This is a genomic window from Citrobacter sp. C13, assembly GCF_014596815.2.
Taxonomy (GTDB): Bacteria; Pseudomonadota; Gammaproteobacteria; order Enterobacterales; family Enterobacteriaceae; genus Citrobacter; species Citrobacter portucalensis.
Genome location: NZ_CP115027.1, coordinates 57587 through 70297, shown reverse-complemented (window position 1 = coordinate 70297; position 12711 = coordinate 57587). Strand labels below are relative to the sequence as shown.

13 protein-coding genes are annotated in these 12711 nt (G+C 53.8%); 11 read left to right on the top strand and 2 right to left on the bottom strand.

What is annotated here, in order from left to right; all coding sequences use genetic code 11:
* Position 1 precedes the first annotated feature (1 nt).
* The 7 genes from traX (at position 2) to repA (ending at position 4584) form a co-directional block, all read left to right on the top strand.
* Positions 2–739, top strand: a complete 738-nt coding sequence (gene traX / locus IB222_RS26030) for a type-F conjugative transfer system pilin acetylase TraX (RefSeq protein WP_008324912.1) — start codon at positions 2–4, stop codon at positions 737–739.
* Between the two features lie 66 nt (positions 740–805).
* Positions 806–1525: a fertility inhibition protein FinO gene (gene finO / locus IB222_RS26025; protein WP_008324922.1), complete on the top strand. Its 720-nt coding sequence runs from the start codon at positions 806–808 to the stop codon at positions 1523–1525.
* Positions 1518–2309: a DsbA family protein gene (locus IB222_RS26020; RefSeq protein ID WP_008324924.1), complete on the top strand. Its 792-nt coding sequence runs from the start codon at positions 1518–1520 to the stop codon at positions 2307–2309. Before finO ends, IB222_RS26020 begins: the two co-directional genes overlap by 8 nt.
* Before the next feature lie 147 nt (positions 2310–2456).
* A complete protein-coding gene (locus tag IB222_RS26015) occupies positions 2457–3002 on the top strand; it encodes a phospholipase D family protein (RefSeq protein ID WP_008324931.1) in 546 nt (181 codons plus the stop codon).
* 151 nt (positions 3003–3153) lie between these two features.
* Entirely contained in the window at positions 3154–3432 is a 279-nt protein-coding gene (locus IB222_RS26010; RefSeq protein WP_008324932.1) for a replication regulatory protein RepA, read from the top strand.
* Positions 3433–3650: 218 nt separating this feature from the next.
* A complete protein-coding gene (gene tap, locus IB222_RS26005; protein WP_011201829.1) occupies positions 3651–3728 on the top strand; it encodes a RepA leader peptide Tap in 78 nt (25 codons plus the stop codon).
* Complete coding sequence (gene repA / locus IB222_RS26000) at positions 3709–4584, top strand: incFII family plasmid replication initiator RepA (protein WP_085952537.1); 876 nt, start codon at positions 3709–3711, stop codon at positions 4582–4584. Before tap ends, repA begins: the two co-directional genes overlap by 20 nt.
* A gap of 1165 nt (positions 4585–5749) precedes the next feature.
* Here repA and IB222_RS25995 read toward each other — a convergent pair.
* Positions 5750–6447 (bottom strand): IS1 family transposase gene (locus IB222_RS25995; protein WP_223216367.1). Its coding sequence is split into 2 segments (ribosomal slippage): positions 5750–6198 and positions 6198–6447, totalling 699 coding nucleotides; the frame shifts between segments, so codons are not numbered across the junction.
* Positions 6448–6917: 470 nt separating this feature from the next.
* On the bottom strand, positions 6918–7613 hold the full coding sequence (gene araD / locus IB222_RS25990; protein ID WP_058670805.1) for an L-ribulose-5-phosphate 4-epimerase: 696 nt from the start codon (positions 7611–7613) through the stop codon (positions 6918–6920).
* A gap of 439 nt (positions 7614–8052) precedes the next feature.
* Here araD and IB222_RS25985 point away from each other — a divergent pair, with 439 nt between their 5' ends.
* The 4 genes from IB222_RS25985 to IB222_RS25970 all read left to right on the top strand — a co-directional run bounded on the left by IB222_RS25985 (position 8053) and on the right by IB222_RS25970 (position 12704).
* On the top strand, positions 8053–8862 hold the full coding sequence (locus IB222_RS25985) for a DeoR/GlpR family DNA-binding transcription regulator (protein WP_058670806.1): 810 nt from the start codon (positions 8053–8055) through the stop codon (positions 8860–8862).
* A 276-nt stretch (positions 8863–9138) separates the two neighbouring features.
* Positions 9139–10143 carry a substrate-binding domain-containing protein gene (locus tag IB222_RS25980; RefSeq protein WP_058670807.1) on the top strand — a complete coding sequence of 335 codons (1005 nt, stop codon included), beginning with the start codon at positions 9139–9141 and terminating at the stop codon, positions 10141–10143.
* Between the two features lie 67 nt (positions 10144–10210).
* On the top strand, positions 10211–11725 hold the full coding sequence (locus IB222_RS25975; RefSeq protein ID WP_058670808.1) for a sugar ABC transporter ATP-binding protein: 1515 nt from the start codon (positions 10211–10213) through the stop codon (positions 11723–11725).
* Complete coding sequence (locus tag IB222_RS25970) at positions 11718–12704, top strand: ABC transporter permease (RefSeq protein WP_058670809.1); 987 nt, start codon at positions 11718–11720, stop codon at positions 12702–12704. Before IB222_RS25975 ends, IB222_RS25970 begins: the two co-directional genes overlap by 8 nt.
* Positions 12705–12711 lie beyond the last annotated feature (7 nt).

Sequence of the window (12711 nt, the reverse complement as noted above, 5' to 3'; positions counted from 1 at the left end):
TATGCGCGCTGAAAACCATCCGCTCTTCCCCCTTGTGGTGGTGGCCGACTGCTGGCTGCAGCGTCTGCTTGTGTGGACGCCGGGCCAGACCGACCTTATCAAAACCGTGGCGCTGCTGCTGATGGTGGCCGACCACATCAGCATGCTGTGCGGACTGGATAATGACTGGCTGCGTCTTGCCGGTCGGGGAGCGTTTCCGCTCTTTGGCCTGGTCTGGGCCATGAACCTCGCCCGCCATCCGCAGATTCAGCAGCGCGCCCTGAACCGGCTCTGGATATGGGCCGGGGTGGCGCAGGGCGGCTGGATACTGGCCGGGCTGCGCCCGGACCTGGGCAATATTCTGTTTGCCTTTGCGGTCAGCGGACAGGCACTGGCGATGATGCAGCGGCACGGGCCGCGCACGTGGCCGCTCTCCCTGATGCTGGTTCTGGCCTGGCTGCCGTTTTCGGCGGGAAGCTACGGGCTGGCGGGGGTAGTGATGCTGATGCTGGCCTGCGGCGTATGTATGACGGGCCGGCGCACCACGCGCACGGGGCTGGCGCTGTGTCTGGCACTGGCGATACTCGCGCTGAATGCCGCGGACAGCCCCGCCTTTGCCATCGCGGGTCTGGTAATACCCGGCGTTACCCTGACGGTGCTGAGCCGGACCTGTTGCCGCGTGCCGAGGTTCTGGCCGCGCGAATTTTTCCCGCTGTTCTACGCGGTGCACCTTGCCGTCATCGGACTGATGGTGATGTGATATCTGCCGTGTCAGAATAGGGTCAGTCAGGGGAGTATACGTGAAACAGATTTATCCGGAGGCAGGATGACAGAGCAGGGGCGCCCCACGCTGACGCTGCGCCGCAAAGCGGAGCCAGAAGGTCAGCGTGCCGTAAGCAACAGTGAACCGGACGGTGCGGGTCCGGGCCGGGTCACGCGTAAAAAGACCGTGGTGGTGAACACGACGCCTGCCTGGAAGGTCAGGAAGCAGGCGGTGGATGAGAGCGCGAAAAAGGCGCAGGCGGACGAGAAGGCCGCCAGAAAAGCAGAGAAAGCCCGGCAGTGGGCTGAGCGACAGGCCCAGGAGAGGGAGGCCATGCGGGCGGCCAGGCGCAAACCTGCCCCGGAACCGGTGTACCGGAAGGTCATGCCGCTTGCGGACGCGCTCGCGCTCCTGAAGCGTTGCTGGCCAGCCCTGGTGACGGACGGCCAGCCGCAGCTCCTGGCGGTCAACATCCGGGAGGCAATGGTCAATGACATTCGCCGGCGCGGGCTGGAGATTTCCGTGAAGACGCTGAAACGCTGCCTTGCCGCCGTCACCCGCTCGGATGCGTATCTGGGCGCCATGACGGTGGGCGCGTGGCGTAAAAACCTTGCCGGTGAACCGGTCGCAGCGGTGAGTGCGGAGGAGGCGGCGTATGCCGTGGAGCGCAGGGCTCAGGAGCACGCTAAACGACAGCGCAGGGCGGTCAGAAGCGTCGCCACCCGTGCACGGAACGAACTGATAACAACCGAGAAGAGAAAAACACAGGATGAACATGAATAAAACCCTTTCAGTCATGCTTGCCGCAGGCCTTCTGGTCTCCGGCGTGGCGGGGGCAGCAGAGAAACCTGCCGTTGCCTTTACCCCGGAACAGGAAGCCCGCATTGGTGAAATCGCGAAAGACTACCTGCTGGCTCATCCGGAAGTGCTGGTTGAGGTCAGCCAGAAGCTGCAGGCCCAACAGCAGGAGAAGCAGCAGCAGGCGATGACGGCCGCCGTGGTTCAGAATCAGGCAGCGCTGCTGAACGATAAAGGCACACCATCATATGGTCCTGCTGATGCGAAAGTGACGGTCGTTGAATTCTTTGATTACCAGTGCATCTACTGTGCCCGCCTGGCGCCGGAACTGGAGAAGGTAATAAAAGCTAACCCGGACGTGCGCTTTGTGTTCAAGGAATTCCCGATATTTGGCCAGCGCTGGCCGGCGTCGCTCAGTGCGGCGAAAACCGGGCTTCAGATCTGGAAGCAGAAGGGGGCCGATGCTTACCTTAACTATCACAACGCGATTTACGCTACCGCCCACAACGAGGGTAAGCTGACCGATGCTGATATCAGCGCGGCCGCAAAAGCCGTGAAGTTCGATGCGAAAACAGCCCCAGATGTTCAGGGGACCCTGGATGGCATAAACACACTTGCGCAGCAGCTGGGCTTCAGCGGTACCCCGGCCCTGGTGGTTCTCCCGTCAGCCGGCGCCAGTGCTGATAACGTGACGGTTATTCCGGGATACACCAGCGCGGAGGCCCTGCAGCAGGCCATCAGTCATGCTGCCGGTGATACCAAAAAATAATCAGGCGTCCGCCAACTGATACCGCTAAAAGAGACTGACGCCTTCGCCGTGCTCAGTTGTCCAACCCCGGAGAAGGGTAAAAGCAAGTTTTCCCCGTCTCCGGCGTTTCTGGTTAACACATCCGAACAGTATTTCTGAGGTTATTTAATGCGTAAGTTCACCTTTCGCCAGCTGGCCGTGTCCGGTCTGGTATGTCTTTCGCTGAGCTGTATTCAGCCCGCAGCAGCGGCATCCTCCGTTCAGGTCGGCTTTTCACCTGAAGGCAGCGCGTTGCAGCTGGTCCTTAAGACGATTGAGTCAGCACAGCAGGAAATTCGGCTGATGGGCTACTCATTTACGTCTCCGGAGGTGGTTAGTGCGCTTGTCAGGGCAAAACGTCGTGGTGTGGATGTGAAGATAGTGCTTGATGAAAAGGGCAACCGGAGCAAAGCCAGCCAGGCGGCGATGAACATCGTGGTGAACGCGGGAATTCCGCTGCGCACCAACGGTCGCTACGCCATCATGCATGACAAAGTCATTATTGTTGATAATCATACAGTTGAGGCTGGTAGCTTTAACTACACTCGCTCTGCTGCATCGCGGAATAGCGAGAATGTGCTGGTTATTAATGAGGTGCCGGAAGTGGCACAAACCTACCTTCAGCACTGGCAGTCGCGCTGGGACGGAGGAACGGACTGGCATTCTTCATACTAAGTCGCATCGTCATTTGATCCGCAATCTACATCTATCCTGGTGAACCATGCGCCAACATGGCTCACACCTTCGCGTAAAGTTAAGTCGCTGATTTCAGATATCTGTAGTATTCTCTGCAAACGATCCAAGTTTGATCCTTGAGGAGGCAGAGATGTCGCAGATCGAAAATGCAGTAACTTCCTCATCGAAAGAAAAGCGTTCTTACCGAAAAGGTAAGCCGATGTCGGCGAGTGAAAGACAGCTTGCCGCGATTGCGCGTAAACGTGAAACACATAAAGAAGTGAAGGTTTTTGTTAAAAATCCTCTTAAAGATTGGATGATTACGATCTGTGAAGAGGAAGGGCTCACTCAAGCTCAGTTTATTGAGACCTTACTCGAACGTGAACTTTCTGAACGCGGCGTTCTCGATGTAAAGACTTCACATTCTTGAACGTTTTCTCATTGGATGCTAGATTACTGATCGTTTTAGTGAATTCTTGGTTGGCCACGCCATAAGGTGGCAGGGAACTGGTTCTGATGAGGTGTCTACCCGGGACCAGAAAAGCAAAAACCCCGATAATCTTCACCAGGTTTGGCGACTAAGAGAAGATTAACGGGGCCTACTTAAACTGTATAGAAGCTGTTGCTCTATGCAGGGAGTATAGTTTTATGCTCAGAAAACTGCAATACCCGTTTCTGTGCCATTTACTCCTTCCGTGCAACATAAGTGCGGGAAGGTGTGACTGACGCCCAGACCCTGTTCTCCCATTACCGTCAGGTCAAAAACCCGAACCCGGCATTCACGCCGCGTGAAGGCAAAAAGACACTGCCGTTCTGTCGTAAGCTGATGGCGAAAGCCGAAGGCTTCACGTCCCGTTTTGACTTTTCCATCCATGTGGCGTTCTTACGCTCGCTGGGTAAACGTCACCGGATGCCGCCACTGTTGCGCCGCCGGGCCATCGATGCCCTGCTCCAGGGGCTGTGTTTCCACTATGACCCGCTGGCCAACCGCGTTCAGCGCTCCATCACCAATCTGGCCATCGAGTGCGGTCTCGCCACCGAGTCGAAAAGCGGTAATCTGTCCATCACCCGCGCCACGCGGGCGCTGACGTTTATGGCGGAGCTGGGGCTGATTACCTATCAGACCGAGTATGACCCGCAGATTGGCTGCAATATCCCGACCGATACCACCTTCACGCCGGCACTGTTCTCCGCGCTCGACGTCTCTGACGTGGCCGTTGTGGCCGCGAGGCGCAGCCGTGTGGAATGGGAGAATCAGCAGCGTAAGAAGCAGAACCTGAAGCCGCTGGAGATGGACGAGCTGATAGCGAAGGCCTGGCGGTTTGTGCGCGAACGGTTCCGCAGCTACCAGTCCGAACGTAAACAGCATGGCCTGAAGCGCGCCCGCGCCCGACGTGACGCGGACAGAGCCCGTAAGGACATTGTGACGCTGGTGAAACAGCAGCTGACGCGTGACTACGCCAAAGGGCGTTTCGTCGGCGACAGGGATGCTCTCCAGCGTGAGCTGGAGCGGCGCGTGAAAGAGCGCATGCTGATGTCGCGTGGTAACAACTACACGCGGCTGGCCACCGTCCCCATATAACCCTTCCTGTGTGAAAAATCCGGCTGGCGCCGGAGGGTTTCGCACGTCTGCAGTCCATCGTTGACGGTTTTCTGCACGAAATGACGGCCGTCCTTCCTGACATTCACCCCATTCCGCCATCAGAATGGCCAGAAATTGCATCAGAGTGGCCACATCTCGTCGCCAGATTCAGTTACCCACAAATAACTGCAAGGGACCTTTCCATAAGGTTACAACCGTTATGCTTACAGAGCGCCAGCCGACCTGATTTCAAAGTGCGTGGTTTCCTTTAAAAACCTGCTCTGTACTTCTTTTAAATATCTTTTATTTCATTCATATAAATATATAACCTGTTCGTCGCCTGACCTGTGGACAGGCTCCTGAAAATGCCCGCCCTTGCAGCGGACTCACGTCCGCGCCGGTTCGGCAACTGCCTAAAGTAGCTCCCATCGCTACGCGACGGGCCCCGGCACGGCACATATAGTTACAACATTCAAAATACTCACTCAAAAGCAGGAACAGTGCCTGCCTGAACCCTCACAGCCCCTCCCCACCACTGAAAAGCGAGGCCGCCCCGGGCCGAAGGCCCGGAACAACATCGCTTTAAATGCTGGATGATGTAACTAAACATTTAAGTTGCTGCCAGTAACATCGCGGCAGGTTCTCAGTACAGCCCCCGGGCACCGGCTTCGCCGGCACCACGGCTCCGGAAATCACGCCCTGTACGTCGCAAGCGCCGTACAGCCCGCTCACCGGAGTTAAAAGGGCTTAATGAAACCACATCATGGCTATCAGCGGGTTATGGCTTAGCAGGGCGAAGGGATGGATTGGTGGAACCTGTCAACAGCGTAACCGGCTGCGCCGGGCTACGGCGCCATTAACAACCGTGCTCTGGTCAACTTCTGAGGGCGCCTCTATGCGCCTCTGGCGCATTCCCGGAATGCCTGCGCACTGCTCGGCATTCTTAACCCGAATATTGAAGCTGCATTTCCGGCTACGCCGGGTCCCGGCGCCACTCACCATCAGTATTCTGTTTACCACCTGATGGCGCCTCCATGCCGCCTCGCGGCATTCGTGACCACCGCTTATGCTCAGCAGTAGAAATACTGACGTTAAGCCTCTGCCGTAGTATATTTTCGCGATTATCCTTAGCTACGGCTAAGGCTGGCCGGGTAATGACTCCAACTTACTGATAGTGTTTTATGTTCAGATAATGCCCGATGACCTTGTCATGCAGCTCCACCGATTTTGAGAACGACAGTGACTTCCGTCCCAGCCTTGCCAGATGTTGTCTCAGATTCAGGTTATGCCGCTCAATTCGCTGAGTGTAACGCTTGCTGATTACGTGCAGCTTTCCCTTCAGGCGGGATTCATACAGCGGCCAGCCATCCGTCATCCATACCACGACCTCAAAGGCCGACAGCAGGCTCAGAAGACGCTCCAGTGTGGCCAGAGTGCGTTCACCGAAGACGTGCGCCACAACCGTCCTCCGTATCCTGTCATACGCGTAAAACAGCCAGCGCTGACGTGATTTAGCACCGACGTAGCCCCACTGTTCGTCCATTTCAGCGCAGACAATCACATCACTGCCCGGCTGTATGCGCGAGGTTACCGACTGCGGCCTGAGTTTTTTAAGTGACGTAAAATCGTGTTGAGGCCAACGCCCATAATGCGGGCGGTTGCCCGGCATCCAACACCATTCATGGCCATATCAATGATTTTCTGGTGTGTACCGGGCTGAGAGGCGGTGTAAGTGAACTGTAGCTGCCATGTTTTACGGCAGTGAGAGCAGAGATAGCGCTGATGTCCGGCAGTACTTTTACCGTTACGCACCACGCCTTCAGTAGCTGAGCAGGAGGGACAACTGATGGAGATGGAAGCCACGGGAGCACCTCAAAAACACCATCGTACACTAAATCAGTAAGTTGGCACCATTACCTAAATCCCCGGGACAACCACAGAATCCCACAATTATCTCGCTTATCCCTGTTCATTTATCTCACTTCTAATCACCAGGCAGCTCAACGAGAGGCCACGAAAAACACCAGACTATGAATCACCCGCAGAGCGGTTCAATGAGTGTGTTGCATCCATCGGTTGAACTCACAGCCGAAAGCGCAAAGTCGGTCGGCGCAGGTGAATCTGGCGGTGGCGTTCAGTCATTACAACGAGCATCATCCCTACCGTGCGCTGGGGTAGCGCTCACCACGGGAATATATACGCAGGAAGTTATCGCAACCGTAAGGGAGAAAAAGCGTCTGGATATATAGGGTCAAATCCACATTACATAAAACTGGCATGGCCGATCCACCATACCAGAACGAATAAATTCTCTCTTCCTGAGTAGAACGCGATTATTGCCCGTAATACGCATTCACCCCGTGCTTACGCAGGAAGTGTTTATCCAGCAGCGTCTGCTGCATACTGTCAACGCCGGGCTGTAGCTGACGGGTGAACAGATTCATATAGGCGATCTCTTCCAGCACTACGGCATTATGCACGGCATTATCCGCATCGATGCCCCAGGCAAAGGGACCGTGGCCGTTGACCAGCACCGCAGGGATATCCTTCGCGCTAATCCCCTGCTGATTCACCGTTTCCACAATGACATTCCCGGTTTCATGCTCATACTGACCGTTAATTTCCTCATCGCGCATCAGCCGGGTGCAGGGAATCGTGCCATAGAAATAATCGGCGTGAGTGGTGCCCAGCGCCTTCAGCGGCTGACCGGCCTGCGCCCAGATCGTCGCGTGGCGAGAATGAGTATGTACCACGCCGCCGATATGCTCAAAGGCACGATACAGCACCAGATGCGTCGCGGTATCGGAAGAGGGTTTTTTATCACCCTCTACCACTTTCCCGGTTTGCAGATCGACCACCACCATATCTTCCGGCCGCATATCTTTATAATCCACGCCGGAAGGTTTAATCACCACCAGACCGCATTTACGATCGATTCCGCTGACGTTTCCCCAGGTAAAGGTAACCAGCTTGTGGGCGGGTAATAATAGGTTTGCTTCAAATACCTGTTGTTTTAATTTCTGCAGCATAGTTTAACCTCACGTAATAAAAAACTTATTTGCAGATGACGAATAAATCGCTGCAAATATTCATTTCATCAATTAAGAAGGAGTGAATGGTTTATTACGTTACGTCTAATACTCCGCGGCGAAAAGCCTGTGGGAATGGCAAAATTAGCCAAACAAACGAAAACGGTCGAATTTGGTCAAAAACGGGCATTTATGACTTGACCGTTTATGTTGATTTAAAGCTGTTAATGAATTTTTATCTGCAATAACGCCCGCTTTTAAGTGATAAAAATCACATTAAAATGCAAAAAATAAATAAAAACATCAATGTATTGTGATATTTATCACGTTATGGTATATGAAAAACCCAGCGATCAGGTTTCTTGAAATCAGTCACTTTAAAAATAACTGAAAAGTATGAATATTAGGCCATGTGATAAGCAATGGAATCGGGCTATTTATGTTACAGGCTGAGCGTTATAAGATGATTTGTAGCTATGTGCAACAGAATGGCTCCGCGCTGGTTGCTGAACTGTCGGCTATGTGCAGCGTTTCGCAGGAAACTATCCGCCGCGATTTAAATCTGCTGGAACGTAACAAGAAACTGATTCGCAGCTTTGGCGGCGCAGTGTCACTTGATGACTATGATGACCGCACCCGGCCCGTGCAGAATGCTTTCTACAAAGCGGATACTATTGATTGGGCAGAATCGTTACGCAAAAGAACGGAAGAACATCCCGATATCAAGATGAAACTGGCCAAGGCTGCGCTGCAGTTTATTCAACCCGGCGACTGCATCCAGCTGGATAACAGCAGCACCTGCTGGTTCCTGGCACGACAGATCCCGGATATTGATATCACCGTCGTAACCAACTCGCTCAAAATCATCCAGGCGCTGGCCTGCCGCGATAAAGTGCGTATTATTGGCTGCGGAGGTGAATACTCTGAACGCCACGAGGATTTCCACGGCCCGGTGGCGGAAAGCGCGATTCGTAACTTTCAGATCAATACTTTCTTTTTCTCCTGTCAGGGACTGAATCTGGAAAATGGCATTCGTGACGGCAGTGAAATTAACGCCCGCTTAAAGCAGGTGATGCTACAGGTTTCCGGCAAGAAAATTCTGCTGGCCGACTCCAGTAAATTCGATCAGTTCGCATTTTGTAAGATTTGCATGCTCGATGACATTGACATTTTAATCACCAATAAAGTGGCTGAAGAAAGAAACTGGGGAGACAGTCCTGAATTTAGTGTGATTGAAGTTGATAAATAAGTTCTTTAGCAAAAATAAAACCCGTCCGTTCTGGCTCAATTAACCAGAACGGTTTTATTACCGTCAATAACAGTAAAAGTTGTAATAAACCGGAACCGAAATACACTATCACCATTGTTTTATTCAATGGCTAAAGCGGATTAATGCATACTTTGCGTTAGCCGTTGCCGCTCATTTTATTTAGCAACGCGCGGTGTAATGGCGAAGGGGAAACCAACCAAATAACGAACTATTAGGCAACGATGAAAATTAAAATAACCTTCTGAGGATCTAATAATGAAAAAATTACTCTTACCCTGTGTAATCGCCTCACTGATCGCTTCATTTTCCACCTGGGCTGATGACGCAGCGGTCCCTCAAAAAGCCAACAAGCCTTTTACCATGGGCGTGGTGGTGAAAGTAGGTGGGATTCCCTGGTTTAACGTGATGGAACAGGGGATTAAAGAAGAAGGTAAAGCCCTGGGTGTGAACGCCTGGCAGGTGGGGCCAACCACCGCCGATCCGGCCGAGCAGGTGCGCGCCATTGAAGATTTGATTGCCAAGAAAGTGGATGTGATTGGCGTGGTACCAAACGACGCCAAAGTGCTGGAACCGGTACTGAAACGCGCGCAGGAAGCGGGTATCAAGGTTATTACCCACGAATCACCGGCACAGGCCAATGCGGACTGGGACTTTGAATTGCTCGACACCCAAACCATGGGCGCTAACCATATGAAAGATATGGCTGCCTGCATGGGTGAAGAAGGCAAATATGCCATGTTCGTTGGCAGCCTGACCGTTCCGCTGGTAAACGACTGGGCCAACGCGGCCATCGCCTACCAGAAAGAACACTATCCGAAAATGCAGCTGGTTGAAGACCGTTTTGGCGTCGCCGAATCGGTAGATGACTCCATGCGTACCGCCAACGACCTGATGTCAAAACACAAAGATCTGAAAGGCATTATGTCCTTCGGCTCGCAGGGCCCAATCGGCGCAGGCCGCGCTATCGACAAGCGTAAGAAAAACAATGATATCTGCGTCTTCGGTACATTTACCCCGGGTCAGGGCATCAAGCTGCTGGAGAAAGGAGCGATCGATGGCGGCTATATCTCTAACCCGATGACCGCCGGCAAGGTCTTTGTGCAGGTGGCGACGGCGATGATGAACGGAGAACCGATCAAAGACGGCGTCAAACTGGGCGACATGGGCGAAATCAAAATAAAAGGCAACACCATCCTCAGCGATAACCCGGAAAAACTGGATGTGGAAAACACCAAACGTCTGGTGAAACTGGGCCTCTGACCCTGAGCCGTATCGCCGGAGCCTTTGCGCTCCGGCTTTATTCACGTCTAACACCAGGGCAAGAACGATGCTTAATAATAACAATGTCGATAATGCCGCCGCGCTGATCACGCTGAACGCGCTGTCAAAAAGCTTTGGCGGTCATCAGGCATTAAAAAACATCACGCTGACCTTAAACCAGGGCGAAGTCCACTGCCTGGCCGGAGCCAACGGCTGCGGTAAAAGTACACTGATTAAAACCATCAGCGGCGTCTACGCGCCCGATGCCGGCAGCGAAATCATCATCGACGACAAAACCCATGCTCGCCTGACGCCCGATCGCGCCAGGGCCTTAGGCATTCAAGTGATTTATCAGGACCTGTCGCTGTTTCCGAATCTGACCGTCGCCGAAAACATTGCCTTCGAATACAACCTTAAGGGCTATTTCGGCTGGTTTAAGCAAAAAAAACTGAAAGAAAAAGCGCAGCAGATCCTCAACGAACTGGCGTTCAATATCGATCCGGACGCGCTGGTGCAGCATCTTCCAATAGCCCAACGTCAGCAAATCGCCATCTGCCGCGCGTTGGTTGCAGATGCCCGGCTGGTGATTATGGATGAGCCCACCGCCTCGCTGACACGAACCGAAGTGAACCAGTTGCTGCGCACAGTGAACTACCTGCGTGATAAAAACATCACTGTGGTCTTCGTCAGCCACCGTCTGGATGAAGTGAAAGAAATTTCCGACCGCATTACCGTGATCCGCGACGGCGAGAAGATCGGCACCTGGGACGCCGCCGCCCTATCCACCGGCAAAATCACCGAGCTGATGACCGGATTAGTCATTGAACACCAGCAGAAGCTGCCGAACGCCGAACTGGGTAAAGTGGTGCTGGAGCTGAATCACCTCAGCCGCAAAGGCCAGTTTGACGATATTTCCCTCCAGCTACATCGTGGCGAAGTACTGGGTCTGTGCGGCCTGCTGGGCTCCGGCCGTACCGAGCTGGCGCTGAGCCTGTTTGGTATCACTCATCCCGATAGCGGCAAGATCCTCCTTGATGGTAAACAGGTACAGATCAAAGACAACACCCAGGCACGAGAAATGGGCATTGCCTATGTTTCAGAAGACCGTCTGACGCTGGGTGCCATTCTGCCGCAGTCGGTTGCCGACAACATGGTGATTTCCATTCTCGATGAGATCAAAACACCGTGGCATATGATCGATGAACAGCGCAAAGACGCGCTGGTGCAGGAGTGGATCAAAGATCTGGATATCAAGGTGACCAACCCGGATAACCCGCTTTCAACCCTTTCCGGCGGCAACCAGCAGAAGGTGGTGCTGGCGAAATGGATACTCACCCGGCCAAAAGTGTTGATTCTTGATGCGCCCACCGTCGGCGTGGATATCGGTGCGAAAGACAGTATCTACAAGTTGATCCACCGCCTGTCCGGCGTCGGTATTTCGGTGCTGCTGATCACTGATGAAGCCCCGGAAGCCTATTACAACTGCGATCGCGTGCTGCATATGAAGCAGGGAAAAATCATTAACGAGTTAATTCCTTCAACGCTGAGCGAACATCAATTCGCGGAGGCCATCAATGGCTAACATTTTTAAAATGCCACGTTCGGTCGAAGGCTGGCTGGGCTGGGTTATCGCGTTAATGCTGGTGCTGTTTTCAACCTTAAGCAGCGAGTTTTTGTCGATCCAGAATCTGCTGGATTTGACCGAAAGCTATGCCGTAACCGGGATTTTCGCGCTGGGTTTATTTGTGGTGCTGGTGACCGGCGGCATTGATATTTCCTTCGCCGCCGTGGCTTCCGTAGCGCAGTATTTTATTGCCTCACTGTTGCTCAACGATGTGATTGCCAGCCCACTGCTGTGCATCGTGCTGGCGATTGTCTGCGGTGTGGTCTTCGGGCTGATTAACGCCGTGCTGATCTACTACCTCAATATCGTCTCGATCATTATCACCATCAGTATGCAGTCGCTGCTGTTCGGCATGCTGATGTGGATTACCAACGGTCATAGCATTTACGACCTGCCCGACTGGTGGATCAGCCAGCGCACTATCCTGCCCTTCGAATACGGCGGCGAAAGCTACCAGGTGGGCCTGCCGGTGGTCGTGATGCTGGGCATGGCGCTGCTGACCTGGCTGCTGCTGAATAAAACCCATATCGGTCGGCAGCTCTACGCCGTCGGCGGCAGCAACGAATCCGCCCGTCGTATCGGCATCCGCGTCTCCGTTATCTATCTGTTTGCCTACGGCTATCTGGGCGCGTCGGCGGCGATTGGCGGCATGCTGCAGGCGTACCGCATGAGCGAAGTGGTGCCTAACGCGCTGGTTGGCGGCGAGCTGGATGTGCTGGCTGCGGCGGTGTTGGGCGGTGCCAGTCTCTCAGGGGGCAGAGGCTCGGTGATCGGCACGCTGATGGGCGTATTCCTGATCGGCATTCTGAAAAACGGCCTGAACCTGATCGGCGTTTCCAGCTATTTCGTCAACATCGTGATTGGCGTCGTTATCGTCGCCGCGATCTGCGTCACCCACTACAAGAAACGCAAAGAAACCGATGTCGGCTTCGTCTGACGGAGAC

What these genes read in the sequence shown, in the direction of transcription:
- traX (WP_008324912.1), top strand. Translation starts at nt 2, where the DNA reads ATGCGCGCTGAAAACCATCCGCTCTTCCCCCTTGTGGTGGTGGCCGAC.
- finO (WP_008324922.1), top strand. Translation starts at nt 806, where the DNA reads ATGACAGAGCAGGGGCGCCCCACGCTGACGCTGCGCCGCAAAGCGGAG.
- IB222_RS26020 (WP_008324924.1), top strand. Translation starts at nt 1,518, where the DNA reads ATGAATAAAACCCTTTCAGTCATGCTTGCCGCAGGCCTTCTGGTCTCC.
- IB222_RS26015 (WP_008324931.1), top strand. Translation starts at nt 2,457, where the DNA reads ATGCGTAAGTTCACCTTTCGCCAGCTGGCCGTGTCCGGTCTGGTATGT.
- IB222_RS26010 (WP_008324932.1), top strand. Translation starts at nt 3,154, where the DNA reads ATGTCGCAGATCGAAAATGCAGTAACTTCCTCATCGAAAGAAAAGCGT.
- tap (WP_011201829.1), top strand. Translation starts at nt 3,651, where the DNA reads ATGCTCAGAAAACTGCAATACCCGTTTCTGTGCCATTTACTCCTTCCG.
- araD (WP_058670805.1), bottom strand. Translation starts at nt 7,613, where the DNA reads ATGCTGCAGAAATTAAAACAACAGGTATTTGAAGCAAACCTATTATTA.
- IB222_RS25985 (WP_058670806.1), top strand. Translation starts at nt 8,053, where the DNA reads ATGTTACAGGCTGAGCGTTATAAGATGATTTGTAGCTATGTGCAACAG.
- IB222_RS25980 (WP_058670807.1), top strand. Translation starts at nt 9,139, where the DNA reads ATGAAAAAATTACTCTTACCCTGTGTAATCGCCTCACTGATCGCTTCA.
- IB222_RS25975 (WP_058670808.1), top strand. Translation starts at nt 10,211, where the DNA reads ATGCTTAATAATAACAATGTCGATAATGCCGCCGCGCTGATCACGCTG.
- IB222_RS25970 (WP_058670809.1), top strand. Translation starts at nt 11,718, where the DNA reads ATGGCTAACATTTTTAAAATGCCACGTTCGGTCGAAGGCTGGCTGGGC.